Origin of the sequence: Cryobacterium sp. 10I1, assembly GCF_035019805.1 — a bacterium.
GTDB classification, from domain to species: Bacteria; Actinomycetota; Actinomycetes; order Actinomycetales; family Microbacteriaceae; genus Cryobacterium; species Cryobacterium glucosi.
Map to the genome: position 1 here is coordinate 1 of NZ_JASJVF010000024.1, position 25,298 is coordinate 25,298.

Genomic DNA, 25,298 nt, shown 5'->3' on the forward strand with positions numbered 1-25,298 from the left:
ATCCTCGCGGACTCAACGAAATTCGGGCGTCAGCTTTTCGCCCAGGTCGCCGAGCTGGGCCGGTCGGCGGATGCGGCGTGTCGCGAAAATCTCCGACTGAGCGCGTGCGCAGGGGCGCGGGGGCGCGGAAACGTCAGGCGCCGTCCGCGCCGCCGTACCGCTCGGTCCGGATCCGGGCGGGATCCCGGCCAGCCCGCACGAGGGCGTCCGCCACGAACTCGACAAAGGGGGTCGCGCCGCACACGAACGTGAGCGCGCTGGTGCCGAGGGTCTGAACGCTCGCCGCGAGGCCGGTGACGTCAAGGCGGCCGGGTGCGTGGGGCCATCCGCTCGGGGCACGCCGGGTGTCCACCCAGTCGAGGTCGAAGCGCGGGGAGACCCGGGCGAGCTCCTCGAGTTCGGCGCGGTAGTACGCCATCTCCGGTGAGCGCACCGAGTAGAGCAGGCGGAACGGAGCCGGGTGCGCGGCCGCCTCATGGGCGCGGATCATGGCCATCAGCGGAACGACGCCGGAGCCGCCGGCGATGAGCTGCACCGGCGCGGGTTCCTCCTCGCGCCAGACGAACCAGCCGCCGATCGGTCCGCGGATCTCGAGCCGGTCGCCGACATCGAGGCCGCGCACGAGATACGGCGAGACCTCGCCATCGTCGAGTTCCTCAACGGTGATCTCGAGAACCCCACCCGGTGCGGCCGAGGCGAGCGAGTACGAGCGCACGGCGGTGTACCCGTCCGGTGCGGTCAGGCGAACGTCGATGTGCTGGCCCGCGACGAGCTCGGGCAGCTGGGGCAGGGCGGCTGAGGCGGGCAGCCGCATCCGGATCGTGCGGGCCGTCGGGGTTTCGGCGTAGGCCTCGACGACCAGGGCGTCGTGCCAGTCCGATGCGTTCCACGTGGAACGGGCGGCGCTCGCCGGGACGTCGCTCACCAGTACCGTTCTTCACGCCAGGGGTCGCCGTGCATGTGGTACCCGTTCTGCTCCCAGAAACCGGGATCGTTGCGGGTCGACAGCTCAATGCTCCGCACCCACTTCGCGCTCTTCCAGAAGTACAGCGCGGGCACGAGCAGCCGGGCAGGGCCGCCGTGCTCCGGAGCCAGCGGGGCGCCGTCGAACTGGTGCGCCACCCAGGCCTTGCCGCCGCGCAGCTCGTCGAGCGGCACATTGGTCGTGTACCCGCCGTAACTGCGGGCCATCGCGAACCCGGCCCCGGTGTCGACGCCCTCGAGCAGCGTGTCGAGGGAGACGCCGCGCCAGCCGGTGCCGAACTTCGACCAGCTCGTCACACAGTGGATGTCGACGGTCACGTCTTCCTGCGGCAGCGCCTGGAACTCGTCCCAGGTCCAGGTGGTCATCAGCCCGGACTCGCTCGTGATGCTGAAGCGCCACTCCTCGGTGGACACCCGCGGGGTGGGTCCGATCGAGAGTACCGGGAAGTCCGTGACGAGGTGCTGTCCCGGCGGCAGCCCGGGGACGGGTTCGCGGCGACGGCCCATGAAACCGGGCGAAAAGAGACCCATGGCGACTCCTCCAGAGATGCGATTGCCGGATTCGCACAGCCTAGCGGCGCGATTGTCAGGACGCACCTGCCGGAATACCCTGAGCACATGTGCGGACGCTTCGCGATGGACAAGGACACCGACGATCTGATCCAGGAGTTCGTCGCGACCGGCGGCGACTTTCGGGACTGGCGGCCGTCGTACAACATCGCGCCGACCGATCGGGTTCCCGTGGTGCGCGAGTGGGAACACGACGGAACGATCACCCGCGAGGTTGACGCGGCGACCTGGGGGCTCACGCCGGCCTGGTCGACCGGCGGCAAACGACCCGCGCCGATCAATGCGCGCCTCGAGACCGTTGCCACCAACGGGATGTTCCGCACGGCCTTCGATTCGCGCCGGTGCATCGTCCCGATGACGGGCTACTACGAGTGGGAGGACCTCCCAGACGGCAAGCAGCCGCACTTCATCCACGGCGACGGGCTCCTCGCAGCGGCCGGACTCTACGCGGCGCGCAAGGAGAGTGACGACTCCTGGTCCCACAGTATGACGATCATCACGAGGGAGGCCCGCGACGCTTCGGGCGAGATCCACGACCGGATGCCCGCATTCCTCGAACGGAATGTGTGGGACGAGTGGCTCAGACCGGGGAAGCTCACCGACCCGAATCACCTGCTCGACCTGCTCGACCGAACGTCCAGCGCCGTTGCGGCCCACATCGAGAGCTACCCCGTGTCCCGGCGGGTGAACAGCGTGCGGATGCCCGACGCCGAACGGCAGGACCCGGCACTCATCCGGCCGCTGTCCTGAGGCGCACAATGGAAGGGCGGCCGTCGAATAGGGCCGCAGCTGGAGATACTCCGTGCCCGTCCCGTCCGCCCAACCTGCAGCATCCGTTCTGCACACCCCGCTCGCCCCGAGTCGCGCACTGCTCGCGCGGGCGCAGCGGGTCATCGTGATCGCCGGCGCCGGGATGAGCGCCGACATCGGGACGCCCGTCTACTGGACCGGGGACAACGCGGCATACGGTGACACCGTCTCGCACTACGGCCACACCAACCTCGAGCATTCCTGCGCGCCGCTCTGGCTCGAGGAACCCGACCAGCAGGCCGCGTTCTTCCGCGAGACCTGGCGGGAGATGCGCGAATCGGAGAAACCTTCCCGGCCCGCCGACCCGTACTTCGTGCTCCAGGACTGGCTGGATGCCGCCGCGAAGGACTCCTTCGTGCTCACCTCCAACGTCGATACCGCCTTCACCGACCACGGCTTCCCTGCCGAGAAGCTCCTCGAGATCCACGGCGCCTACGATCGCTCCCAGTGCCTGGCCGAACCGGAGGCGCACGGCGTCTTCCCGACCGTCGACCCGACGCTTGCCACCACCTTCTGTCCCACCTGCGGGAGCCTTGCCCGGCCGAACGTGCTCTTCTTCGACGACTACTGGTTCAACAACGCCGCGAACGAACTCCAGGAGGACGACTTCCTCGACTACCAGCGCCCCCTCGCAGCGGAGGACCCCGGCAGCACGGTCATCCTCGAGATCGGGGTCGGCCTCACCGTGATGAACCTGCGCAACCTGACCTGGGACCTGCACTCCCGGTACGACATCCCGATCGTGCGCATCAACCCGTTCCACGTCGGCCGCGGCGATGACGTGTCCGCGGGGAGCGCGCCGATCTATGAGCACCAGCTCACCGCGCTCGTCGGGCTCCGCGCCCTGCTCGGCTAGCCGGCGGGCACGCTGCGGCCTGCCGGGCCTGACGGGTCTGTCCGCCGAACGAGAGACGAGCCTCAGGGGGCCTGTCGCAGGTCGGGTTTGTCCGGTGAGCCGGGCGGCGGAGTCAGCACTTCCACATTGCTCTTCCGGAAGGCCTTGGCCAGGTCGGGCGGCGGGGCCTGGTCGGTGATGAAGTAGTCAGCCCGGCCCAGCTCGGCGACCTGGGCGAAAAGCTGACGCCCGAATTTCGTTGAGTCCGCGAGGATCGCGACGCGCGAAGCCCGGGCGACCATCTCGCTCATCATGACCGCCTCGGCGAGGTTGCTCGTCGAGTATCCGCCATCGGCGGAGACGGCCCCCACCGAAATCAGGGCCAGGTCGCAGCGCACATCGAGGTCATTCCCGCTGCCCGCGAACTGAAACCCGACGGGTCCGATGGTCGACTGGCCGCTGAGGCGCACGGCGCCGCCGAAGACATAGAGGTCACGACAGACATCCGGTGGCATCTCGATCGGAATACGGAGGTTGTTGGTGGCCACCGTCAGGTTGCGGTGCTTGTCCAGGTGGCGCACCGCTGCCAGCGTCGTCGTGCCGGCGTTGATCATGATGACGGAGCCGTCCTGCACGAGTCCGGCCGCCAGGGCGCCGATCTTGTCCTTCGCGGATGTCTGCAACCGCAACCGGAGGTCAAGTTTCTTCTCCGTCGTTTCCATGACCGATTGGCTGACCGCTCCGCCGTGGGTCCTGACCAGTACCCCGTCGGCATCGAGCTGGTCGAGGTCCCTTCGGATGGTGTCGGCCGAGACTCCGAAGTGCTCCGCGAGAGCCCCGACCGTGACCTGACCTGCTTCTGACACGTACAGGGCGAGATCGGCCTTGCGTCCCGCGGGCAGGCGGGCGGCCTGATCGGGCCGGTTCGAACGCGGGGCCGGGGAAGGGGACATGCCTGATATTAGCATTTTCTTGCATTTTCGTTCCGTGCTTTGTTGATTTCATCGGGCCAATTCCGGAGTTTCACGCATGACCCTGCATGCATGAGTGACTCCGACTTGGTCGGCTCGACCGGTGAATCCGGCGAAATCAGGGTGTTGGCGCGTACAAATTGGTGCATTTGTATGCTTGACGATCGGCAATTCACTCCGCTACTATCATGCAACAAGGCGCAGAAAAGCGCATACAACAGCAGAACACAGCAAAACTTGGAATGGAGAACCATGAATAGCAAAGGCGCTATGGTCCGGAGGGCTGTCGTCCCTCTTGTCGTCGCAGGAATGGCCGTCACCCTCATCACCGGGTGCAGCACCAGTAGTTCGGTCACCGCGACTGCGGATCCGAACGAGAAGGTCACGCTGGAGTTTTCCCAGTGGTGGGAGCCGGAACTGCCCGCTGGTGCACTGCGCACCCTGATGGACGAATTTCAGACGGAGAACCCGAACATTACGGTCAAGCTGCTCAGCGCGCCGTACGCGGCAACCAAGGACCAGACGGTTGCCGGCGCGGCCTCGGGAGTTATGTCCGACGTTGTGGGACTTGACGGGGCCTGGGTGAGCGACTTCGCCAAGCAGGGCGCGCTCGCCGACCTCTCCCAGCTGATGAAGGACGCCGGGTACGACGAGAGCCAGCTGGCCAGCCAGGTCAAGATCAAGGACTCGACCTTCATGATCCCGGTGCTCAACTTCGTCTATCCCATGTTCACCAACGACGATCTGTTGGCCAAGGCCGGCGTCACGGCACCGCCCACCAACCGCACCGAGTTCACCGCGGCGGCCGAAGCTGTCACCAAGACCGGGGACGCCAAGGGTTGGGTCCTCCCGCTTTCCCTCCAGGCGCCGAACGGAATCCAGAATGACGTCATGTCCTGGGCGTGGGCATCCGGTGGCAGCATGCTCAAGAACGGAGCCCCGGACCTCACGAACGCCGCGGTGAAGAGCGCGACCAATTACGTGAAGGACCTCTGGGACAAGGGCGTCATCGCCCCCGGTTCCCTCACCATGACGGAACAGGACAAGGTGGAGGAATTCACCAACGGCCGGGTCGGCATGATGATCGACTCCCTGTCGCACGTCACGAGCATCCGGGAGAAGAACCCGAACCTCAAGTTCAGCATTTCCGCCATTCCCGCGGCGGACGGTTTCACCGGCAAGCGCGGCATCCCATACGCGTCGTGGGGCATCGGTGTCTCCGACACCGGAAAGCACAAGGCGGAGGCCTGGAAGCTCGTGCAGTTCCTGATGAGTGAGAAGACCAACTCCACCTTGTCCACTCTCGCCCACGCCTTCCCCGGGAACACCAGCTCCACTCCGGACTTCACCGGAACCGACCCGCTCTTCAAGACGGCATTCGACATCTACAAGAGCGGCACACCCGTCAACGAGTTCGTCGGTCTCCCGGTCGCGGAACAGCTGATGCGTGACTTTGACGAGCAGTTCCAGGGCGCGCTGACCGGGACCCAGTCTGTCGACGACATGCTGACCAAAGCCCAGGGGGCCTGGACCGCGAAGTTCTAGCCAGTCGGAGACAACTCAGCCTCGCGTGGCCGCGTCAGGACTCGTGCCTGACGCGGCCACCCAAACTCAAGGAGGGATCACGTCTTGAGAACAACACGCACCACAGGTGCTGAGCGGACTACCGCGGCAAAGTCGCTGACCGGCAGGCTCACGCCGTACGGATTCATCTCCCCGACGGCGGCCCTGCTCTTCATCCTCATGTTCGTCCCGATCGCCATGGTCATGGGCTACTCCGTCATGGACAACGTCATCACCAACAAGCATCCGGAGTTCGTCGGGCTGGACAACTACGTCAAGGTCCTCACCAACGGCGTCTTGCCGACTGCCGTACTCAATACGGCGATCTTCACCATCGTCAGCGTGATCGCACACCTCGTGCTCGGCCTGTTGTTCGCGATGATGCTCAATACGAAACTACTCAGCAATCTCACCACCGGGCTCTTCCGGGTGATCTACGTGCTGCCCTGGCTGTTCACGGTCGCCATCATCGCCATCCTCTGGCGGCTCCTGCTCAACCCGAACGGCGTTATCAACTATGTTCTGGTCGGCCTCGGGATCACTCCCACCGGCATCGAGTGGCTGTCGACACCGGGAACGGCGCTTCTGGCCGTCACGTTCATCAACATCTGGGCCGGGTACCCGTTCTACATGGTCAGCCTCCTGGCCGGCCTGCAGGGAATTCCGACGGACCTCTATGAAGCAGCCAAGGTGGACGGGGCTTCAGCGCTCCAGCAGTTCTGGCACATGACCCTGCCCCAGCTCAAGCCCATCATCATCAGCATGTCCCTGCTCGACGTCATCTGGACGTCGCAGCAGTTCGCGCTGATCTGGATGACCACCGGCGGTGGGCCCATCAACGCAACGGAGATGCTGAGCACATTCACGTACAAGCTGGCCTTCAGCAACTACGAGTTCTCCCAGGCCTCCGCGAGTGCCGTCCTGCTCCTGGTCGTGTCGACAGTCCTCGCATACGTCTATGCCCGATACCAGAAAGCGCGGGAGTGATATGGCTGCGACCCAAAGACGCGTTCGCCTGGTGAAGAAGGCCGGGCTGTTCATCGGCCTGCTGATCGGCGCCGTGTTCGCCGGATTCCCGGTGGTGTGGATGGCGTCGAGCTCGTTCAAGTCGAATACCGAGATCTTCGCCTCGCCGCCGAAACTGATCACGGACAACTTCTCCTGGGATGCGTACACGTCGATCCTGACCGACCCCACCAAGGTGCGGTTCTTCATCAACAGTTACGTGGTGTCCCTGTCCGTGACGGTGCTCACGCTCCTCATCGCCATCCTGGCGGCGTATGCCTTCAGCCGGTTCGAGTTCCGCTTCAAGAAACCCCTGAACATGATCATCGTGAGCGTGCAGGGCGTCCCGCCCATCACGCTCCTCATTCCGTACTTCGGATTGATGGTGACTCTGGGCCTGTACAACACCTACCTGGGCTTGATCCTCACCTACATGGTGTTCACGCTGCCCTACGCGATCATCATGATGACCGGCTACTTCAACACCCTGCCCAAGGAACTGGACGAGGCAGCCCGGGTCGATGGGGCGAGTGCGATGGGAGCGCTCTGGCGCATCCTCGTGCCGATATCCATCCCGGGCATCGTCTCGGTGGGTATCTACACCTTCATGATCTCGTGGAACGAGTTCCTCTTCGCGCTGACCCTGACTCGCACCCAGGACATGCGTACCGTGCCCATCGGCATCCAGTTGCTCATGGGCCAGAACTCCTACGAGTGGAACCAGATGATGGCGATGAGCATCCTCGGGTGCATCCCGGTCCTGCTCCTCTTCCTCTTCTTCCAACGCTTCTTCATCGGCGGCATGACTGCAGGAGCGGTCAAGAACTAGCCGCGTCTGCCTTTTCCCTCTCGTCTCACCCCAACCAAGGAGAACCACCGCATGTTAATGAATGGAATCGACCTTCTGGCCGTCGCGAATGCGAACGACTTCGCTGTCCCGGCGTTCAACGTCAGCGACTACGCGATGATGAACGGCCTCTTCGAGATCAGCGAGGAGAAGAATTCCCCGCTGATCATTGCGATCCACCCGGACGAACTGAGCCACATCGGCGTCGACATGCTTCCCGCGATCATTGCGCGCGCTCACCGCTCGACCGTACCCGTCACCATCCACCTGGACCACGGGGCGACCTACGAGCAGGTGCTCGTGGCCATCCAGAGCGGCTTCACATCCGTCATGATCGACGGATCGCTGCTCCCGTTCGCCGATAACGTGGCGATCACGAAGCGGGTCGTCGATGCCGCGCATGCCGTGGGCATCTCGGTCGAGGGTGAGCTCGGCACGATCGGCAAGACGGACAGCGAGGCCGAAGACGGCACGGCGACCATCATCTTCACCGATCCCGACGACGCGGTGAAGTTCATCGCATCCACCGGCGTGGACAGCCTGGCCATTGCCATCGGCACGAGCCACGGCATCTATCCCGCAGGCATGAAGCCAGAGCTCAGGCTGGACCTGCTCCGCGAGATCACCGGCAAGGTCGGCATCCCCCTGGTCCTTCATGGCGGATCCAACAACCCGGACCAGGAAATCGGGGAGGCCGTGCGGCTGGGAATCAATAAGATCAATATCTCGAGCGACATCAAATCGTCGTACCACTCCAAGATGCGGGAGGTTCTTGCCGACCCGGGTGTGCGGGAGCCGAACACGATCCAGCCGCCGTGCGTCGCCGCCATGAAGATCACCGCGGCGCAGAAGATCGACCTGTTCAATGCGGCCGGAAAAGCAGCACTCTACTAATCGAATGGCACATATCTCCATGCGCGAAAAACTGGTGTTGGGGCTCGGCGGAACCGTCGACTACGAGATCGCCTGGGACTCCCGGGTGATCGAGCACCTCATCCGCGAGTACTCCATTCGCGCGTCGGAGCTGGATGCCTCGATCCCGGTCATGAGCGAGCGGGACCTCGTCGTCACGTTGCTCGCCTTCCTCGAGGGCGGTGCCGGAGGAGAGCGATTCGTCGCCTCCTCCGACATCGTGGAGACGTTCGCCGCCCGGTTCGATAGAAGGATCACCCTGGGCGGCACGTGCGTGCGCGCCGCGATGGCGATGCAGGCGCTCGGCATCGAGAGCACTGTTCACTTGATCAGCATCGACGATCACGTTCGCAGGCTGCTCCCCGCGGGATGCGCCTACCTCTGCAGCGCAGACCACGACACGACCGATCCGCATCTCATCGTGCAGTTCAACGCGGGCGCGCGCGTCCAGGCCGGCGACATCGACCTGCGTGCGCCGCACCCGAATCGGGTCATCTACGCCAATGATCCACCGAACGAACAGCTGCTGTTGAGCAACGCTCTCGGAGAGGTGCTCCGAGATGCCGAGGTGTTCCTGATCTCGGGGTTCAACGTCATCCAGGACACGGACCTGCTCCAAGAACGGTTGGTGGACATCCTGCGGCACATGCAGCAGTTGCCGGTAACAGCAGTCGTCTATTACGAGGACGCCGGATTCCATGTCCCGGCGATGAGCCGGTACGTGCGCGACGCGCTCATCGGGGTGATCGACGTGTACAGCATGAACGAGGACGAAATGCAGGCATACCTGGGACGCCCCGTCGACCTCCTGGCCGTCGACGAGGTGGCCGAGGCGCTCCGGGAATTGCAGCGGCTGATCCCCGCCGCGACCCTGGTCGTGCACACGAAGTATTGGTCTCTCGCCCTGGGCGAGTTCGCCGCCTCCTATGGCGCGAGCCTCCAGGGCGGCATCACGATGGCGAGCACGCGATACTGCTATGGGGACGATTTCACCGAGCGGGACTACCGGGAAGTCGACAACCGGATGCCCAGCGTGCCCGGTACTCGGTTCGCCTCCGATCTCGAGGACCGGATGGGGCACACCGTCCGGTGCCTGCCCGCGTTCGCGCTCACCGTCGCCGCGCCGACGACCATCGGACTGGGCGATTCGTTCGTCGGCGGGTTCATCGCTGCCCTGGCTCGGCGCTAGCCGGGCGGACAGTGGTCGAAGCCGGGCCGGCTGCCGTTCCAGTGAAGACCGGGTCGCTCCGGTTCCAGAGAGTGCGGCCCAGGACTAGGACGACCGTTCGCCGGTCAGCCACTCGTCGAATGTCGTGGGAGCCTCGCCCTCGTCCCCGGTGCCGCGCAGCACCCCGGAACGCATTCCGCGCCAGTACGCGCCGGGAAGGGACACCCCGAGTGCCGGCATCCGTCGCCCGTCGGCCCGGATGACCTTGCGCACCATGCCGAGGAGGATCTCATCCCGCGGCCCGCGCAGGTCGCGGTGACGTCCCCGCTCGGTGCCGTCGGCGATCGCAACGAGGGCGTCGGCCACGTCGACGGCCGCGATCGGACGCAGCAGTCCGGCGGGGACCAGGGCGATCGGGCCGAACGACGCGCGACCGAGCACCTGCCGCGCGAACTCGTGGAACTGGGTGGTTCGCAGGATGCTGAACGGCACCGGCCCGGCGGTGACGAGGCGCTCCTGTTCGACCTTCCCGGCGTAATACCCGAGCGGTAGGTAGTCGATTCCGACGATGGACAGCGCCACGTGGTGTCCCACCGACTGGCGCACTTCCGCGGCGAGCAGGTGCCTGGTCGCCGCGCCGAAGAACTCGACGGATGCTGCGGCTGAGGTGCTCGCCACGCTCGTGACGTCGATCACGGCATCCGCTGCCGTGAGCGCCGCGTCGAGTCCGACGCCGGTGCTGACGTCCTGCCCGGTTGACCGTGACAGCGGGACGACCTCGTGACCACGGCGTTGGGCGACCGCAACGACGTGCCTGCCGACGGTGCCGGTCGCCCCGGCTACGACGATCCTCATGATGCGACCCCTCCTAGGACGTTGTGAGTTGCTTGACCATCTCGAGTTCCCGGGTCGTCGGGTCGAGGTCGTAGGGCGCGGTCACGCCGGTTGCCGCGAAGCCGCGGTGCTCGTAGGCGGCGCGGGCGCGGTCGTTGTGCTCGTGCACGTGCAACGTGAGCCGACCCGATTCCGTGAGCGCCCAGTCCTCGATGCGCGACAGGAGAGCATCCGTAACGCCGGCCGCCCCGCCGCGGTAGTCCGGCGCGACGTAGACACCGACGAGCAGCGCACCCGTCGCCTCGTCGGGAACGTAGCCGCCCATCGTCCCGACCCAGCGCCCAGAGGGCGCGATCGCCACGACGACGATCGAATGCTCATGGGTGCCGCGCGCTCCGCGCATGGTCCATTCGGCCTCGTCGTGGGCGAGCGCGGCGTCGAAGGTCTCCCCGAAGGCGAGGGGCGTGTCGTGGAGCATCTCCAGTCGAAGTTCCCGGATCTCGCGCCAGTCTGCCGCCGTCGTGCGGCGAATCGTGAACCCCTCGGTCATCATCCACGCACGATAGCAGGGAAGCGCGCCGGGTCGAGGTGAAGCGCCGCGCTCACCGGGTCCGCGCCGCGTGCGGGCCACGCACGCCTCGACTTGACGGCTCTCTCCCGGAGTGCCACACTCGCAATATCTGATTAATCAGATTAATCTGATTAATGAAATTCAGCGTCAACCTCGCTGTGCCCGCGCCAGCGGAGCGCGGTGACCTGGGCCTGACAATGAGGTCGCGCCGAAGCGTCCTCGCGAGAGGACGACGATGTACTCATCCACACCACCCGGACTGACGAACGCAACCCCACCAGCCCGCGTCAGCAGCGACCCGCACACCCCTGTCGGCGTGCCCGGCCCGCAACCCGTCCTGGTCATGATGGGGGTTTCCGGCTCGGGCAAGTCGACCGTAGCCGCTCTCCTCGCCAGCCAGCTCGGGTGGGACTTCGTCGAGGGCGACGATCTGCACCCCGCGGCGAACGTGGCCAAGATGGCGTCGGGCACTCCGCTCACCGACGAGGACCGCTGGCCCTGGCTCGACACCGTGTCGTCCTGGATCGTCGAGCACACCACGGCCGACCTCCCCGGCATCGTCACCTGCTCGGCGCTGAAGAAGAAGTATCGGGACGTGCTGCGCGAGCAGAACGTGATCTTCGTGCACCTCGTCGGCTCAAAGGACCTGCTCGGCGCACGGATGTCTGCCCGACTCGACCACTACATGCCGGCCAGTCTTCTCGATTCGCAGCTGGACACCCTGGAGCCGTTGGATTCCGACGAGCGCGGCATCCTGATCGACGCGGCGAGACCGCCCGCCGAGGAGGCCGCCAGGATCGTCACGATGCTCGGCCTGCGGCCGGCCGCAGGCTCGTCCGCACCCGGTGCGGCCACATCAGGACAGTCGACCGCCCGGACGCCGAACACCACCGTGGCCATGCACCCGGTCGTCGAAGCGGTCACGCGCCGCATCATCGAACGCAGCGCACAGAGCCGGGCCAGGTACCTCGCCCGGATCGATGCCGCCGCGGAGCAGGGACCGACCCGCGGTCGCCTGGGCTGCGCGAACCTCGCCCACGGGTTCGCTGCCACCGGCCAGCAGGACAAGGCGGCGCTGCGCGCCTTCGTGAAGCCGAACATCGGGATCGTGTCCTCGTACAACGACGTGCTCTCCGCGCACCAGCCGTTCGCGGCCTACCCGGCGATCCTCAAAGACGCCGTCCGGAAGGCCGGCGGCATCGCGCAGGTCGCGGGCGGCGTGCCCGCGATGTGCGACGGCATCACCCAGGGCAGAGACGGCATGCAGCTGTCGCTGTTCAGCCGCGATCTGATCGCCATGGCGACCGGCGTCGCGCTGGCCCACGACCTGTTCGACGGAGCGCTGCTGCTCGGCGTCTGCGACAAGATCGTGCCAGGCCTGGTCATCGGCGCGCTGGCCTTCGGTCACCTCCCGGCCATCCTGGTGCCGACCGGACCGATGAGTTCCGGGATTCCGAACAAGGAAAAGAGCCGCATCCGCCAGCTCTACGCCGAAGGCCTGGCCGACCGCGAGCAACTTCTCGAGGCCGAGACGGCGTCGTACCATTCCGCAGGCACCTGTACCTTCTACGGGACGGCGAACTCCAACCAGATGCTGATGGAGGTCATGGGACTCCACCTTCCCGGCGCGAGCTTCGTCAGCCCGGACTCCCCGTTGCGCGAGGCCCTCACCGCCGCCGCGGCCCGCCAGGTGGTCGCGCTGACCGAGCTGAAAGACCGGTACACCCCGATCGGACGCGTGGTGGACGAGCGGTCGATCATCAACGGCGTCGTTGCCCTGCTTGCCACCGGAGGGTCGACCAACCACGCGCTGCACCTCCCGGCAATCGCGGCCGCCGCGGGGATCCAGCTCACCTGGCAGGACTTCGCGGACCTGTCCGAGGTCGTTCCCCTGCTTGTCCGCATCTACCCCAACGGCCCTGCCGACATCAACCACTTCCACGCCGCCGGGGGCACGGCGTTCCTGATCGGCCAGCTCCTCGACGCGGGCTTGCTGCACCCCGACGTCCGCACCGTTGCCGGCGCGGGACTCGACGCCTATCGCCGGGAGCCGGTGCTCGACGGAAACGCCCTGAGCTACCGCCCGGGACCGACCGAGAGCCTCGACACGGACGTGCTGCGGCCCGCCTCAGCGCCTTTCGCGCCGAACGGCGGACTCCGGATCCTGGACGGCAATCTCGGCAGTGCGGTCATCAAGGTCGCCGCGGTGGCGACCGAACACCACGTCATCCAGGCGCCCGCGGTGGTGTTCGACGACCAGCACGTCTTCCTCGCAGCGTTCGAAGCCGGTGAGCTCGACCGGGATCTCGTGGCCGTGATTCGGTATCAGGGCCCGTCCGCAAATGGAATGCCCGAGCTGCACAAGCTCACCCCGGCGCTCGGCATCCTCCAGGATCGCGGCTATCAGGTCGCTCTGGTCACCGATGGGCGGATGTCCGGCGCGTCGGGAAAGATCCCGGCCGCCATCCACCTCACCCCCGAAGCCGCAGCGGGCGGTCCGATCGGCCGCATCCGCGATGGCGACCTCGTACGCCTCGACGCGACGGCGGGCACCCTCGACGTCCTCCTCGACGACGACGTCTTCGCGGCCCGCGAAATCACCGGTGCTGCGCTCGACGACGTCAGCTGGTCCGGCACCGGTCGGGAGCTCTTCTCGGTCTTCCGCCGGCAGGTCGGCCCGGCCGACCGTGGCGCCAGCGTCATCACCAACACACTTGAAGGAGTCCTCTGATGTCCACCCTGAACGCAGCCCAGCTGCTCGAGCTCGCACCCGTGATCCCCGTCGTCGTCATCGAGGATGCCGACCGCGCGGTGGCACTGGCCCGGGCACTCGTGGCGGGTGGCCTGCCGGTTATCGAGGTGACGCTGCGCACCCCGGCTGCACTGCGTGCGATCAGTGCCATCGCCGACCAGGTGCCCGACGCCGTCATCGGCGCCGGAACGGTCAACAACCCGGAACTCGTGCGTCGGGCCGCCGAGGCCGGGGCCCGGTTCCTGATTTCTCCCGGGTCGACCGATGCCCTGCTCGACGCGATGGACGCATCCGGTCTGCCCTACCTGCCGGGAGCCGCGACCGCGTCGGAGGTCCTGCGGCTGATCGAACGCGGACACCCGGAGATGAAGTTCTTCCCTGCCCAGGCGTCCGGCGGCCACGCGGTGCTGCGCTCACTCGCGGCGCCCCTGCCGGAAGCGCGGTTCTGTCCGACGGGCGGGATCACGCTCGCGAGCGCGCCCGTCTACCTCGCGCTTCCCAACGTTGGGTGCATCGGCGGCACGTGGATCACTCCGCTGGATGCCATTGAAGTCGGCGACTGGACGCGTATCGAAGGACTGGCCCGCCAGGCCGCCGGCCTGCGGCCCTGAACTGCGGCACTCGGCTTGGGCTCTGGCTTCGGCCAGGCCTAGCCGAGGCCCGCGATCCGGTTCAGTGCGGCACGCATGATGAGCTCGGCGGGGTCGTCGAGGACCTCGTGGTTGAGGTAGAACGCTTCGAACCACGCGCGCACTTCCTCCTCGGGGAGCCCGACCGCAACCCAGTCGACCCCGGCGACCGCTTCGGAGACCGGTTCCCCCGTGCCGGCATCGAGCCACGCCCGCACAATCGGCGTCTCGGGGTCCGCGTCTTCCGGGTTCCAGGTGAGGATCAGGCTGCGTGCCTCGTCGTCCGTGTGCAGATGGTCTGTGCGCCCGGACCCCAGCCAGGGCAGCATCATCTGCTCGCCGGGAATGGCAACGTCCACGATCTCCAGGGGCACCGCCCCGAAGTCGCGGGCGTAGACCCGAAGTCCTTCGTGGTGCCAGTCGGCGGCCTCTTCGGCGTCCTCCGCGAGATCTTCGAGCAGAGGGAGAGTGTGCTTGACGAGCGCCAGGGCCCACGCCACGAGTTCCTTCGTCTCCCGCTTCGGCCACGGGCTGCGATCAGTCTCTTCTCCGTCGGCGCCATGGAAGTGGTGCTCGACACCGTCAGGCGTCGTTTCCAGGTGCAGCTCTCCGCCCTCGAACCCGAGGGAGAACACAGCCACCTCTTCTTCGTCGGCCTCGCCCTCACCGTCGACGAACCAGTCGGCGTTCAGCACCGGGTTCCGGAACTGGGTCGGCAGCGGCGGAGCCTCCAACGGCAGGTCGCCCAGGTCCAACACCGCCCGGAAAACAGTGTCCGGCATTCGCAAGGTGGGGTCAGTCACAGGTACTCCTCAGTCCGCGTCGAGAATACCGGAAACGAGGCGTCGGGAAGTGACGTCGGGAAGTGACACGGAGCGGATGACGGGAATCGAACCCGCGCTATCAGCTTGGGAAGCTGAAGTTCTACCATTGAACTACATCCGCGCGTCCGGCCGCGGGCAGTGCCTGCACCGGAACCGTGCCAGCATATCAAGTCCTCGCCGTTAGGCTGGACCCGTGCTGCTCTCCGATCGTGATATCAAGGCCGAAATCGACGCGGGACGTATCGGGCTCGAGCCCTACGCTCCGGAGATGATCCAGCCGTCGAGCGTCGACGTGCGCATCGACCGGTACTTCCGGTTGTTCGACAACCACAAGTACCCCTATATCGATCCGGCCGAGGACCAGCCCGAACTCACCCGGCTGATCGAGATCCCCCACGACGAACCGTTCATCCTGCACCCCGGTGAATTCGTGCTCGGCTCCACCTATGAAAAGGTCAGCCTCGCCGACACGATCGCGGCCCGCCTCGAAGGCAAGAGCTCGCTCGGCCGCCTCGGCCTCCTCACCCACTCGACGGCCGGATTCATCGACCCGGGCTTCACCGGCCACGTGACCCTCGAGCTCAGCAACGTGGCCACCCTGCCGATCAAGCTCTGGCCCGGCATGAAGATCGGCCAGCTCTGCTTCTTCCAGCTGAGCTCGGCCGCCGAACGCCCGTACGGCTCGAGCCAGTACAGCTCGCGCTACCAGGGCCAGCGCGGGCCGACGGCGTCGCGCTCCTTCCAGAACTTCCACCGCACGGATGTCTCGATCGCCCCGACGACGGACGTGCAGTAGCCGCAACCCCCGTTCCGCCCCCGCCGGAAAAGTCCTGATCCAGAGCGAGAGGACGGGTTCACACGGGCGCAACATGCGGCCGGTAAAATCGGGAGCATGACGACGACATCCGTACCCGGTTTTGCCGAGGCGCTCATCGCGCCCGGCCCGACGCCCGAATACCCGGGCCGGATGCGTCGCTTCGGCCAGCTCGTCGGCAGCTGGGCCGCGAAGGGCTCACGCCTCGACGAAGCGACCGGCGACTGGCACGAGCGTCAGTTCACCTGGATCGTCGAGTTCGTGCTCGACGGGCGTGCGGTGCAGGACGTCGAGATCGTCGATGTCCCCGTGAGCGACACGCATCCCGACGGACGGGAAACCGTGGCCATGGCCGTGCGCGTCTACGACCCGCACGCGGGCGCCTGGCGGGTCAGCTATTTCGCCCCCGCCATCGGCGAGTACTGCCACCTCGTGGCAACCCCGCACCGCAACGGGCTGCGCCAGGACGGTACCGGCACCGACGGCCGGCCGATCCGCTGGAACTTCGTGTCCATCACCGCGGACGCCTACTCCTGGGAGGGCTGGGTCTCCAACGACGAGGGCGCGACCTGGGTGCTCGTCGAGCACAACGAGGCCACCCGCATCCGCTGACCGGCAGCTACCGGGCCACTCGCTCCCGGATCGGCTCCAGACCCCGCACCACGCCGGGTGCGAGGCCCAGCAGGGCGTAGACGGCGATCAGTTCGAGTGCGCCGAGGCTGAAGTAGATCGTCTGCAGGTCCGCGTACTGCCTGATCAGGGCGATCTCCACGAAGATCCAGATCATCATGCCGAAACCTGCAACGACGGTCGCGATCAGTGCCCAGTCCTTGCGGCGCAGCAGGCCGATCGCCGCCAGGAGCTGGGTACCGCCTGCGACAACGCCGAGCACGAGCCCCGGAACGAAGTAGGACGTGAACGGTGTGCCCTCGAGGTAGGCCAGCGGCAATCCGCCGCCGTTGAACCCGGAGCAGAGAACCATCCCTGCGAAGGCCGACACCGCTCCGAACAGGAGCAGACCGATCAGGATGCCGCGGACCAGCGCGGCGGAGACGCTGAGTTTCATGTCGGGAACCTCTCACTTTCTCCCGAGCATATTCCCGAACTCACCGCGCCGCCGGCCACGGCATTCCGCTAGAGCGAGAAGGGAAAGCCCAGATCTGCAGGATATTCTCCGAGAGAAGTGAGCTGGGTCGCCGAGCGCTGCAGTGCGGCGAGGGTGAGGCCGAGCGTGCCCGGCCCGAAGCTCACCCGGGAGACGCCGAGTTCGGCGAGACGGGCCAGGGGAACGGCGCCCGGGTGCCCGATCACGGAGATGCGGCCGTTGACCTCGTCGAGGGCCCGCTTGACCTTGTCCTCGTCGCCGAGGCCGAGGAAGAAGATCACGTCGGCGCCCGCGTCGAGATACGCGTTGGCGCGGGCCACGGCCTCGTCCCATTCGCCGCCGCCGGCCAGGGTGTCCACCCGGGCGTTGATCACGAGCGGCACGCCCGCGGCGTCGGCCCCGGTGCGCGCGGCGGCCACCCGGGCTGCCGCGGTCGCGATGTCGTACTGCGGTGCCTTCGCGGCGCCGATCGAGTCCTCGAGGTTGATGCCTGAGGCGCCGGCCTCCTCGACGAGGCGACGGACGTTGCGGGCGACGCCGGCGGCATCCGCTGCGTACCCCTTCTCGAAGTCGACCGACACCGGCAGGTCGACCGCGCCGATGATGATGCGTGCCGCCGCGATCGCCTCGTCGACAGTGAGCCCGCCGCCGTCTTCGAGGCCACGCACATTGGACACGGAGTGCGAGGCCGTTGCCAGGGCCCGCACGCCGGGCGCCTCCGACACGATCTTCGCGGTGATGGCGTCCCAGACGTTCGTCACGATGAGCGGTGTGCCCGGGACATGGAGCGCGTTGAGAAGTTCGGCCTTCTGGATCTGCTGAGTTGTCATCTCTCCAGCCTGACAAAGATGCCGCCCGTGGGCGAGATCACAGCGGATGTCCAGTCGATGAACAGAGATCGCCCAGCTACCCGAGCGGGTGCTGCTTCGCCTTCACCGGGATCAGCATCAGCAGCCCGACCAGGAGCACGAGCGCGATGCCGAGGATGCCCCAGACCTGGCTGCCCGAGACGCTGACGAACAGGGCGAAGAGCGTTGGTGCGAGGAAGGTCGCCGCCTTGCCGGTCGTCGCGTAGAGGCCGAAGATCTCGCCCTCGCGCCCGGCCGGGATGCCACGGGCGAGGAAGCTGCGGCTCGCGGACTGGGCCGGGCCGACGAACACGCACATCAGCAGGCCGAAGATCCAGAACATGGTCGCGCCGCCGGTGGCGAAGAAGAAGACGGCGAGGCCGGCGACGATGGTACCGGACAGGGCGACCACCATCACGTTCTTGGCCCCGAGGCGGTCGTCGAGGCGGCCGACGAGCACGGTGGAGATGCCGGCGATGACGTTGGCGACGATCGCGAAGATGATCACGTCGCCGCTCGAGAAACCGAAGGTGCCGGCCGCGAGGATGCCGCCGAACTGGAACACCCCGGTGAGGCCGTCGCGGAAGACCGCGCTCGCGATCAGGAAGAGCGCCAGCTGGCGGTCGCCGCGCCAGAGTGCGGCCACGTCGCGCCCGAGCAGTACATAGGAGCGGAAGAAGCCGACCCGCTCGCGCCGGGCGGCGGTGGGAGCCGCGTACTCGGGCACCCGGAAGAGCAGCGGCAGGGCGAACAGGCCGAACCAGGCTGCCGCGATGAGCATTGACACCCGCACCGACAGCCCGTTTGCGTCGGTGACGCCGAAAAGACCGACGTCGGGGTGGATGAAGCCGAAGTAAAGGATGAGCAGCAGCACGATGCCGCCGAAGTAGCCCATCGACCAGCCGAATCCGCTGACCCTGCCGATCGTCTTCGGCGTGGAGACCTGGCCGAGCATCGCGTTGTAGTTGACGGTCGCGAATTCGTAGAACACGGTCCCGGCGGCGAGGAGGATCAGTCCGAGCAGCAGGAAGTCGGGCGAGGCCTGCACGAAGAACATCGCGGCGGTGAGGCCGACGACGATGAAGGTGTTCACGCCGAGCCAGAGTTTCCGGCGACCGGAGGCATCGGAGCGCTGCCCCGTGATCGGCGCGAGCAGGGCCACGAGCAGGCCTGCGATCGCGAGCGCCCAGCCGAGCTGGGCCGAGATGACATCCTTGTCGCCGAACGACGACCCGGTGAGGTACACCGTGAAGACGAAGGTCGTGACGACGGCGTTGAATGCGGCCGAACCGCCGTCCCAGAGGCTCCAGGCGATCACGCCGCGCCCGGCCGGGGTGGGGTGATCTGCCGTGCCGCGCTGTTCCGCTGTCCCAGTCATGCGCTCAGAGTAGTGGTCGCCGGGGAACAGTGGGGAAATTGATCGGGAATCCAAAGTTGAGTCACTCACACTCAACTTTCAGCTGGCTGGCTTGACTCCGATTTCGGGCGGTGCCACACTTGAGTCAATACCGCTCAACTCTGGTCGATCATACCGATTGTCCCGTTGAGCTCACACTTTGAAGGAGAACGCACACATGGCCCGTGCAGTAGGCATCGACCTCGGAACCACCAACTCGGTGGTGGCCGTCCTCGAGGGTGGAGAACCCACCGTCATCGCGAACGCCGAAGGCTTCCGCACCACCCCGTCCGTCGTCGCATTCACCAAGGACGGCGAGGTTCTCGTCGGTGAGACCGCCAAGCGCCAGGCTGTCACCAACGTCGACCGCACCATTTCTTCCGTCAAGCGCCACATGGGCACCGACTGGACCGTCGGCATCGACGACAAGAAGTACACCCCGCAGGAGATCTCCGCCCGCATCCTCGCCAAGCTGAAGCGCGACGCCGAGCAGTACCTCGGCGACAAGGTGACGGATGCCGTCATCACCGTCCCCGCGTACTTCAACGACGCCGAGCGCCAGGCCACGAAGGAGGCCGGAGAGATCTCGGGCCTCAACGTGCTCCGCATCATCAACGAGCCGACCGCAGCAGCACTCGCTTACGGCCTGGACAAGGGCAAGGAAGACGAGCTCATCCTGGTCTTCGACCTCGGCGGCGGAACCTTCGACGTCTCGCTCCTCGAGGTGGGCAAGGACGACGACTTCTCGACCATCCAGGTGCGTTCGACCGCCGGTGACAACCGCCTCGGCGGCGACGACTGGGACCAGCGCATCGTCGACTACCTGATCAAGAAGTTCAAGGAAACCACCGGCGTCGACGTCTCCAAGGACAAGATCGCCAAGCAGCGCCTCAAGGAAGCCGCGGAGCAGGCCAAGAAGGAACTCTCCAGCAGCATGTCCACGAGCATCCAGCTGCCGTACCTCTCCCTGACCGAGAACGGCCCGGCCAACCTCGACGAGACGCTGACCCGCGCCCAGTTCGAGAAGATGACCGAAGACCTCCTCGACCGCACCAAGAAGCCGTTCCAGGACGTCATCCGTGAAGCCGGCGTCAAGGTGGGCGACATCGCCCACGTCGTGCTCGTCGGTGGTTCGACGCGTATGCCCGCCGTCTACGAGCTCGTCAAGAGCGAGACCGGCGGCAAGGACCCGAACAAGGGCGTCAACCCGGACGAGGTCGTCGCCGTCGGCGCCGCACTCCAGGCCGGTGTGCTGAAGGGCGAGCGCAAGGACGTCCTCCTGATCGACGTCACCCCGCTGAGCCTCGGCATCGAGACCAAGGGCGGCATCATGACGCGCCTCATCGAGCGCAACACGGCCATCCCGACCAAGCGCAGCGAGACCTTCACCACGGCAGACGACAACCAGCCGTCCGTCGCGATCCAGGTCTTCCAGGGCGAGCGCGAGTTCACCCGCGACAACAAGAACCTCGGCACCTTCGAGCTGACCGGTATCGCACCGGCCCCGCGCGGCATCCCGCAGGTCGAGGTCACCTTCGACCTCGACGCCAACGGCATCGTGCACGTGTCCGCCAAGGACAAGGGCACCGGCAAGGAGCAGTCCATGACCATCACGGGCGGTTCCTCGCTCGCGAAGGAAGACATCGAGCGCATGGTGCGCGAGGGCGAAGAGCACGCCGCAGAAGACAAGCGTCGTCGCGAAACCGCCGAGACCCGCAACACCGCCGAGCAGCTCGCGTACTCGATCGAGAAGCTCCTCAAGGAAAACGACGAGAAGCTCCCGGCCGAGGTCAAGACCGAGGTCCAGGCCGACGTCGACGCGCTCAAGTCTGCGCTCGCCGGAGACGACGAGGCCGCGGTCAAGACCGCGTTCGACAAGCTCAACGAGAGCCAGGGCAAGATCGGCGAGGCCATCTACAAGTCGAGCCAGGCGGATGCCGCGACGCCCCCCACCGAGTCCGGCGAACCGACCGCTGACGCGGGCAAGTCCGACGAAGACGTGGTTGACGCCGAGGTTGTCGACGACGAGGAAGAAACCAAGAAGTAATGGCCAAGGACAAGGGTCCGGTCAACGGGCCGTCCGACGAAGAGGTGGAGCCGGTCGCCGCGGAGGAATCTGCGGCAGCCGAGGCGTCCGCCGAATCCGAGGCCGCTGCATCCGCTGAGGGCATCGAGGAAGACGAGCTGACGGTCCAGGACATCCTGGACGCCGCCACGCGCGAGGTCGCAGAGCCGACGAGTGAACATCTCGCCGACCTCAAGCGGGTCACCGCCGAGTACGCGAACTATCGCAAGCGCACCGAGGCGAACCGCGAGATCGAGCGTGAGCGCGTGACCGTGGACGTCGTCAAGGGCCTGATCCCGGTGCTCGACGACCTGGACCGTGCCGAGAAGCACGGCGACCTCGTCGCAGACACCGCATTCAGCACCATCGCAGCCAAACTGCGCACGAGCGTGGAGCGCCTCGGCGTGAAGCCGTTCGGCACGGTCGGCGAACCGTTCGACCCCACCGTGCATGAGGCCATCTTCCAGATGCCTACGCCCGATGTGACGGTCGACACGGTCGGCGAGGTGGTCGAGACCGGCTATTTCCTGGGCTCGACGCTGCTGCGTGTTGCCAAGGTCGTAGTCCAGGTACCGAGCGATGGCTAGCCAGGACTGGTTCGACAAAGACTTTTACAAGGTCCTCGGCGTCTCGAAAGACGTGACGCCGGCCGACCTCAAGAAGGCCTATCGCAAGCTCGCCCGCAAGTATCACCCGGACTCCAATCCGGGCAATCCTGCGGCCGAAGCGAAGTTCAAGGAAATCAGCGAGGCGCACTCGGTGATCGGCGACCCCGCACAGCGGAAGGAATACGACGCTGTGCGGGCCATGGGCGGTGGAGCACGCTTCACCGCCCCCGGTGGCGGAGGCGCCCAGCAGGGTGGCGGCTTCGACGACGTCTTCGGCGGCATGTTCGGTGGGGGTGCCCGGCAACAGGGCTACTCCTACCAGCAGCAGGGCGGGTTTGACGACCTGCTCGGCGGCATGTTCGGCCGGGGCGGCGCCGGCGGCGGCGGTTTCGGAACGTCCACGGGAGGGTTCCGCGGTTACGGCGGACCGACCCGCGGGCGGGACGTGATCGCATCCACGACCGTCGACTTCATCACCGCGACCCACGGCGACCAGATCACCCTGCAGACGCAGGATGGCCGGGCCATCAAGGTCAGGATTCCCGCCGGCGTCGCCGACGGGCAGAAGATCAAGCTCCGCGGCCAGGGCCAGCACAGCCCGGACGGCGGCGAGGCCGGTGACATCGTCCTCACCGTGACGGTGCGCAAGCACCCCGTCTTCGAGCGTGACGGCCTGAACCTGAGGCTGCACGTGCCCGTGACGTTCGTCGAGGCAGCTCTTGGCGCGACGATCGAAGTGCCGACCCTGGGTGGAGCGCCGGTCAAACTGCGCATCGCCCCCGGCACGCCGAGCGGGCGGGTCCTGCGGGTCAAGGGACGCGGCGTTGTGACTCCGAAGGGCACCGGCGACTTGCTCGCCGAGGTCCAGGTCGCGGTGCCGTCGCACCTGTCGAAGGACGCCGAGGAGAAGCTCGCTGCTTTCGCGGCGGCCCTTCCCGACGAGAACCCGCGCGACGAACTGCTGGCGAGAGCGAGAGACTGACGGTGGACGAGAACTCCCGGGTGTTCGTCATTTCGACGGCCGCAGAGCTTGCGGGCATGCACCCGCAGACGCTGCGACAGTACGATCGCCTGGGACTGGTGAGTCCGGACCGCACCCCGGGCCGGTCTCGCCGGTATTCGATGCGTGATGTGGTGAAACTGCGCGAAATCGCGGAGCTGGGTGCCGAAGGCGTGAGCCTCGAGGGCATCCGGAGGATCATCGCGCTCGAGGACCACGTGCGCCGCCTCGAATCGCGTTTGCGCGAACTCGAAGCGGCCCTCGCCGATGAACTGCTGAACCGGTCGGGTCGCCGCGTCTTCGCGGCCGGCTCGGCCGGTGAGGTCATCTCGATGCGCGCGGGCACCCGAACCCGCCGCGCGAACCAGGTGGTCATCTGGCGCCCGCTTGACGGCCGCTGATCCCGTGGCGCCCGACCCCACTGCGTTCGACCCCACTGCGTTCGACTTCGCCGCGCTCCGGCGTTTCCCCGACGTCGAGGCCTCCAACCTTTTTGCCGTCGACGCGAGCGACCGGCTGATCCTCGACGAGGCGGCAGAGAGCCTTCCCGCCGAACGGCTCGTTGTCGTCGAGGACCGGTATGGCGCCCTCACCCTCGGCGCCGCTGCGCTCTTCGGGGCCACCGGCATCCGCGTGCACCAGGACGCGCTCTCGGGCGAGGCGGCCCTGGCCCGGAATGCCGACGAGTTCGGCCTCACCGACCGCTACCGCTCGTTCCCACTGGGCCACGAGCTCCTGTCGGGCGCAACCCTTGTCCTCCTCCAGCTGCCCCGCAGCCTCGCCGCGCTCGACGAGATCGCCGAGGCGATCGCCCGGTACGCCGATCCCACGGTCGTCGTTGTCGCCGGCGGGCGGCTCAAGCACATGACCCCGGCCATGAACGAGGTCCTCGCACGGCACTTCGAGCGGCTCCAGGTCTCCCCGGCCCGGCAGAAGTCCCGGGTCTTGCGTGCCTCCGGTCCCCTCCGGGCGACGGAACAGGCGAGCCAGGCCTGGCCGCACGTCAGCAGGCATGACGACCTGGGTCTGACCGTGTGCGCGCACGGCGCCGCGTTCGCCGGCACCACGATCGACATCGGAACCCGGTACCTGCTCGAGTTCCTTGACCGTATGAAACCGGATGCCGTCCGCGCGATCGACCTCGGCTGCGGCACGGGCGTGCTCGCGGCCGCGCTCGCGCTACGCCGAACCGGACTCACGATGATCGCGAGCGACCAGTCGGCCGCCGCCGTCGCATCCGCCGGGGCCACCATGATCGCCAACGGGGTCGCCGATCGGGTCACGGTCGTGCGTGATGATGCGCTCGGATCCCAGGCGGATGCGTCCAGTGAGTTGATCCTGTTGAATCCGCCGTTCCACATCGGATCCTCCGTGCATGCCGGCATCGCGCTCAAGCTCTTCGCTGATGCCGCGCGGGTGCTCCGGCCCGGCGGTGAGCTCTGGACGGTGTGGAACACACACCTCGGCTACCGGCCGGCGCTCACCCGCCTGGTCGGGCCGACGCATCAGGTCGGCCGGAACGCCAAGTTCACGGTCACGGTCTCGGTGCGACGGTAGGCAGCCGCAGGGCTTCGGGAGGCCTTCAGGGGTGCGAAACCTTCCCGAAACAGAGGTGCAATCCATCCGACACGCCCGGGATGTGACCGGGAGTTGCGGCCCCCCACGGTTCACCGTAAAGTCATCTAAGTCACCCCACAGGTTCGGAAAGCCGAAGCGCTTACCGGCCTCAAGCGGGACCACTTCCAATCCCGATCAACGCGTAAATTCGCTGATCGAGATTGATGGCGTTTCACCAGATTCCCTTAGCGGGGGACCGAGCGAAACGACACGAAAGAAGAATAAGGAATTGCCTCGGAGCGACAGCCTGCAAGGGCCTGAAGCCGAGGTGTCCGATCCTTGAGAACTCAACAGCGTGCACAATGTCAAATGCCAAAAACCTCGTGGTTTGGATCCGTTTCTAGCGGTGAAGGGCCAAGAGATTCCTTTGGAAAACATTTATAACAACAAAGCAAGTCAGTAATGATTTGTTCTGTCAGTTTCAAACTTGTGTCTGGTCCGCCCATTCCGGCGGTCAGTCACACTAGATGTGCCGGGGCTTTCGGGTCTTGTGCAATCAAACATTTACGGAGAGTTTGATCCTGGCTCAGGACGAACGCTGGCGGCGTGCTTAACACATGCAAGTCGAAC

General features: G+C 66.4%; 25 protein-coding genes, 1 tRNA gene, 1 rRNA gene and 1 pseudogene. 18 read left to right on the plus strand and 10 right to left on the minus strand.

Features of this window, described 5'->3' with window-relative positions; translation table 11 throughout:
• Positions 1 to 133 precede the first annotated feature (133 nt).
• Positions 134 to 925: a ferredoxin reductase gene (locus QN345_RS04150; protein WP_323508467.1), complete on the minus strand. Its 792-nt coding sequence runs from the start codon at positions 923 to 925 to the stop codon at positions 134 to 136.
• A complete protein-coding gene (locus QN345_RS04155; RefSeq protein ID WP_134558146.1) occupies positions 922 to 1,515 on the minus strand; it encodes a sulfite oxidase-like oxidoreductase in 594 nt (197 codons plus the stop codon). Before QN345_RS04155 ends, QN345_RS04150 begins: the two co-directional genes overlap by 4 nt.
• Positions 1,516 to 1,602: 87 nt before the next feature.
• On the opposite strand from QN345_RS04155, the gene QN345_RS04160 reads away from it, so the two are divergent.
• Together QN345_RS04160 and QN345_RS04165 are read left to right on the plus strand one after the other, a co-directional pair.
• Positions 1,603 to 2,304, plus strand: a complete 702-nt coding sequence (locus QN345_RS04160; RefSeq protein WP_322189059.1) for an SOS response-associated peptidase — start codon at positions 1,603 to 1,605, stop codon at positions 2,302 to 2,304.
• A 52-nt stretch (positions 2,305 to 2,356) separates the two neighbouring features.
• Complete coding sequence (locus tag QN345_RS04165) at positions 2,357 to 3,220, plus strand: Sir2 family NAD-dependent protein deacetylase (RefSeq protein ID WP_134558148.1); 864 nt, start codon at positions 2,357 to 2,359, stop codon at positions 3,218 to 3,220.
• A 62-nt stretch (positions 3,221 to 3,282) separates the two neighbouring features.
• On the opposite strand, the gene QN345_RS04170 is transcribed toward QN345_RS04165, so the two are convergent.
• Entirely contained in the window at positions 3,283 to 4,152 is an 870-nt protein-coding gene (locus tag QN345_RS04170; RefSeq protein ID WP_134558149.1) for a DeoR/GlpR family DNA-binding transcription regulator, read from the minus strand.
• 270 nt (positions 4,153 to 4,422) lie between these two features.
• On the opposite strand from QN345_RS04170, the gene QN345_RS04175 reads away from it, so the two are divergent.
• The 5 genes from QN345_RS04175 to QN345_RS04195 all read left to right on the plus strand — a co-directional run bounded on the left by QN345_RS04175 (position 4,423) and on the right by QN345_RS04195 (position 9,686).
• Positions 4,423 to 5,715 (plus strand): ABC transporter substrate-binding protein, encoded by a 1,293-nt coding sequence (locus QN345_RS04175; protein ID WP_198413433.1) that lies wholly within the window; start codon positions 4,423 to 4,425, stop codon positions 5,713 to 5,715.
• Between the two features lie 84 nt (positions 5,716 to 5,799).
• Entirely contained in the window at positions 5,800 to 6,720 is a 921-nt protein-coding gene (locus QN345_RS04180) for a carbohydrate ABC transporter permease (RefSeq protein WP_241975197.1), read from the plus strand.
• Between the two features lies 1 nt (position 6,721).
• Positions 6,722 to 7,567 carry a carbohydrate ABC transporter permease gene (locus QN345_RS04185; RefSeq protein WP_134448438.1) on the plus strand — a complete coding sequence of 282 codons (846 nt, stop codon included), beginning with the start codon at positions 6,722 to 6,724 and terminating at the stop codon, positions 7,565 to 7,567.
• A 51-nt stretch (positions 7,568 to 7,618) separates the two neighbouring features.
• Positions 7,619 to 8,479: a ketose-bisphosphate aldolase gene (locus QN345_RS04190; RefSeq protein WP_134448436.1), complete on the plus strand. Its 861-nt coding sequence runs from the start codon at positions 7,619 to 7,621 to the stop codon at positions 8,477 to 8,479.
• A gap of 19 nt (positions 8,480 to 8,498) precedes the next feature.
• Positions 8,499 to 9,686 carry an ADP-dependent glucokinase/phosphofructokinase gene (locus QN345_RS04195; RefSeq protein ID WP_323504428.1) on the plus strand — a complete coding sequence of 396 codons (1,188 nt, stop codon included), beginning with the start codon at positions 8,499 to 8,501 and terminating at the stop codon, positions 9,684 to 9,686.
• An 84-nt stretch (positions 9,687 to 9,770) separates the two neighbouring features.
• On the opposite strand, the gene QN345_RS04200 is transcribed toward QN345_RS04195, so the two are convergent.
• Together QN345_RS04200 and QN345_RS04205 are read right to left on the minus strand one after the other, a co-directional pair.
• Positions 9,771 to 10,520, minus strand: coding sequence for an SDR family oxidoreductase (locus QN345_RS04200; protein ID WP_322189066.1), 750 nt, complete (start codon positions 10,518 to 10,520; stop codon positions 9,771 to 9,773).
• 13 nt (positions 10,521 to 10,533) lie between these two features.
• Positions 10,534 to 11,052: a GNAT family N-acetyltransferase gene (locus QN345_RS04205; protein WP_134560995.1), complete on the minus strand. Its 519-nt coding sequence runs from the start codon at positions 11,050 to 11,052 to the stop codon at positions 10,534 to 10,536.
• A 364-nt stretch (positions 11,053 to 11,416) separates the two neighbouring features.
• On the opposite strand from QN345_RS04205, the pseudogene QN345_RS20535 reads away from it, so the two are divergent.
• From QN345_RS20535 to eda, 3 genes and pseudogenes are all read left to right on the plus strand, one after another.
• Positions 11,417 to 11,851, plus strand: a pseudogene (locus QN345_RS20535) (gluconokinase); the annotation flags it as partial.
• A gap of 117 nt (positions 11,852 to 11,968) precedes the next feature.
• Positions 11,969 to 13,801 carry a phosphogluconate dehydratase gene (edd, locus tag QN345_RS04210; RefSeq protein ID WP_369125144.1) on the plus strand — a complete coding sequence of 611 codons (1,833 nt, stop codon included), beginning with the start codon at positions 11,969 to 11,971 and terminating at the stop codon, positions 13,799 to 13,801.
• Complete coding sequence (gene eda, locus QN345_RS04215) at positions 13,801 to 14,433, plus strand: bifunctional 4-hydroxy-2-oxoglutarate aldolase/2-dehydro-3-deoxy-phosphogluconate aldolase (RefSeq protein WP_322189070.1); 633 nt, start codon at positions 13,801 to 13,803, stop codon at positions 14,431 to 14,433. Before edd ends, eda begins: the two co-directional genes overlap by 1 nt.
• 38 nt (positions 14,434 to 14,471) lie before the next feature.
• Here eda and QN345_RS04220 read toward each other — a convergent pair whose 3' ends face one another.
• Together QN345_RS04220 and QN345_RS04225 are read right to left on the minus strand one after the other, a co-directional pair.
• The gene (locus QN345_RS04220) at positions 14,472 to 15,254 is read right to left on the minus strand and encodes a hypothetical protein (RefSeq protein WP_134448414.1); all 783 of its coding nucleotides are present in this window, start codon (positions 15,252 to 15,254) and stop codon (positions 14,472 to 14,474) included.
• Positions 15,255 to 15,325: 71 nt separating this feature from the next.
• Positions 15,326 to 15,396: transfer RNA gene (locus QN345_RS04225), tRNA-Gly, on the minus strand.
• Between the two features lie 72 nt (positions 15,397 to 15,468).
• Between QN345_RS04225 and dcd the strand changes: the two genes are divergently transcribed.
• Together dcd and QN345_RS04235 are read left to right on the plus strand one after the other, a co-directional pair.
• Positions 15,469 to 16,071, plus strand: a complete 603-nt coding sequence (gene dcd, locus QN345_RS04230) for a dCTP deaminase (RefSeq protein ID WP_134448386.1) — start codon at positions 15,469 to 15,471, stop codon at positions 16,069 to 16,071.
• A gap of 96 nt (positions 16,072 to 16,167) precedes the next feature.
• Complete coding sequence (locus tag QN345_RS04235; protein WP_134558155.1) at positions 16,168 to 16,701, plus strand: hypothetical protein; 534 nt, start codon at positions 16,168 to 16,170, stop codon at positions 16,699 to 16,701.
• A gap of 7 nt (positions 16,702 to 16,708) precedes the next feature.
• On the opposite strand, the gene QN345_RS04240 is transcribed toward QN345_RS04235, so the two are convergent.
• The 3 genes from QN345_RS04240 to QN345_RS04250 all read right to left on the minus strand — a co-directional run bounded on the left by QN345_RS04240 (position 16,709) and on the right by QN345_RS04250 (position 19,420).
• Positions 16,709 to 17,155, minus strand: coding sequence for a hypothetical protein (locus QN345_RS04240; protein ID WP_134558156.1), 447 nt, complete (start codon positions 17,153 to 17,155; stop codon positions 16,709 to 16,711).
• A gap of 68 nt (positions 17,156 to 17,223) precedes the next feature.
• A complete protein-coding gene (locus QN345_RS04245; protein WP_134448381.1) occupies positions 17,224 to 18,024 on the minus strand; it encodes an isocitrate lyase/PEP mutase family protein in 801 nt (266 codons plus the stop codon).
• Positions 18,025 to 18,100: 76 nt separating this feature from the next.
• Positions 18,101 to 19,420 carry an MFS transporter gene (locus QN345_RS04250; RefSeq protein ID WP_134561011.1) on the minus strand — a complete coding sequence of 440 codons (1,320 nt, stop codon included), beginning with the start codon at positions 19,418 to 19,420 and terminating at the stop codon, positions 18,101 to 18,103.
• Between the two features lie 196 nt (positions 19,421 to 19,616).
• Here QN345_RS04250 and dnaK point away from each other — a divergent pair, with 196 nt between their 5' ends.
• The 6 genes from dnaK to QN345_RS04280 all read left to right on the plus strand — a co-directional run.
• Positions 19,617 to 21,485, plus strand: coding sequence for a molecular chaperone DnaK (gene dnaK, locus QN345_RS04255; protein WP_134448377.1), 1,869 nt, complete (start codon positions 19,617 to 19,619; stop codon positions 21,483 to 21,485).
• A complete protein-coding gene (locus QN345_RS04260) occupies positions 21,485 to 22,090 on the plus strand; it encodes a nucleotide exchange factor GrpE (RefSeq protein WP_134448375.1) in 606 nt (201 codons plus the stop codon). The genes dnaK and QN345_RS04260 overlap by 1 nt, the downstream gene beginning before the upstream one ends.
• A complete protein-coding gene (locus QN345_RS04265; protein ID WP_134448374.1) occupies positions 22,083 to 23,093 on the plus strand; it encodes a DnaJ C-terminal domain-containing protein in 1,011 nt (336 codons plus the stop codon). The genes QN345_RS04260 and QN345_RS04265 overlap by 8 nt, the downstream gene beginning before the upstream one ends.
• Before the next feature lie 2 nt (positions 23,094 to 23,095).
• Positions 23,096 to 23,512: a heat shock protein transcriptional repressor HspR gene (locus QN345_RS04270; protein ID WP_134448372.1), complete on the plus strand. Its 417-nt coding sequence runs from the start codon at positions 23,096 to 23,098 to the stop codon at positions 23,510 to 23,512.
• Between the two features lie 4 nt (positions 23,513 to 23,516).
• Positions 23,517 to 24,668, plus strand: a complete 1,152-nt coding sequence (locus tag QN345_RS04275; protein WP_322189893.1) for a class I SAM-dependent methyltransferase — start codon at positions 23,517 to 23,519, stop codon at positions 24,666 to 24,668.
• A gap of 563 nt (positions 24,669 to 25,231) precedes the next feature.
• A 16S ribosomal RNA gene (locus QN345_RS04280) occupies positions 25,232 to 25,298 on the plus strand; the annotation flags it as partial.

Excerpts from the sequence above, each read along its gene's own strand:
- QN345_RS04155 (WP_134558146.1), bottom strand. The coding sequence starts at position 1,515 with ATGGGTCTCTTTTCGCCCGGTTTCATGGGCCGTCGCCGCGAACCCGTC.
- QN345_RS04160 (WP_322189059.1), top strand. The coding sequence starts at position 1,603 with ATGTGCGGACGCTTCGCGATGGACAAGGACACCGACGATCTGATCCAG.
- QN345_RS04170 (WP_134558149.1), bottom strand. The coding sequence starts at position 4,152 with ATGTCCCCTTCCCCGGCCCCGCGTTCGAACCGGCCCGATCAGGCCGCC.
- QN345_RS04175 (WP_198413433.1), top strand. The coding sequence starts at position 4,423 with ATGAATAGCAAAGGCGCTATGGTCCGGAGGGCTGTCGTCCCTCTTGTC.
- QN345_RS04185 (WP_134448438.1), top strand. The coding sequence starts at position 6,722 with ATGGCTGCGACCCAAAGACGCGTTCGCCTGGTGAAGAAGGCCGGGCTG.
- QN345_RS04190 (WP_134448436.1), top strand. The coding sequence starts at position 7,619 with ATGTTAATGAATGGAATCGACCTTCTGGCCGTCGCGAATGCGAACGAC.
- QN345_RS04195 (WP_323504428.1), top strand. The coding sequence starts at position 8,499 with ATGCGCGAAAAACTGGTGTTGGGGCTCGGCGGAACCGTCGACTACGAG.
- QN345_RS04200 (WP_322189066.1), bottom strand. The coding sequence starts at position 10,520 with ATGAGGATCGTCGTAGCCGGGGCGACCGGCACCGTCGGCAGGCACGTC.
- QN345_RS04205 (WP_134560995.1), bottom strand. The coding sequence starts at position 11,052 with ATGATGACCGAGGGGTTCACGATTCGCCGCACGACGGCGGCAGACTGG.
- edd (WP_369125144.1), top strand. The coding sequence starts at position 11,969 with ATGCACCCGGTCGTCGAAGCGGTCACGCGCCGCATCATCGAACGCAGC.
- eda (WP_322189070.1), top strand. The coding sequence starts at position 13,801 with ATGTCCACCCTGAACGCAGCCCAGCTGCTCGAGCTCGCACCCGTGATC.
- QN345_RS04235 (WP_134558155.1), top strand. The coding sequence starts at position 16,168 with ATGACGACGACATCCGTACCCGGTTTTGCCGAGGCGCTCATCGCGCCC.
- QN345_RS04240 (WP_134558156.1), bottom strand. The coding sequence starts at position 17,155 with ATGAAACTCAGCGTCTCCGCCGCGCTGGTCCGCGGCATCCTGATCGGT.
- QN345_RS04245 (WP_134448381.1), bottom strand. The coding sequence starts at position 18,024 with ATGACAACTCAGCAGATCCAGAAGGCCGAACTTCTCAACGCGCTCCAT.
- QN345_RS04250 (WP_134561011.1), bottom strand. The coding sequence starts at position 19,420 with ATGACTGGGACAGCGGAACAGCGCGGCACGGCAGATCACCCCACCCCG.
- dnaK (WP_134448377.1), top strand. The coding sequence starts at position 19,617 with ATGGCCCGTGCAGTAGGCATCGACCTCGGAACCACCAACTCGGTGGTG.
- QN345_RS04260 (WP_134448375.1), top strand. The coding sequence starts at position 21,485 with ATGGCCAAGGACAAGGGTCCGGTCAACGGGCCGTCCGACGAAGAGGTG.
- QN345_RS04265 (WP_134448374.1), top strand. The coding sequence starts at position 22,083 with ATGGCTAGCCAGGACTGGTTCGACAAAGACTTTTACAAGGTCCTCGGC.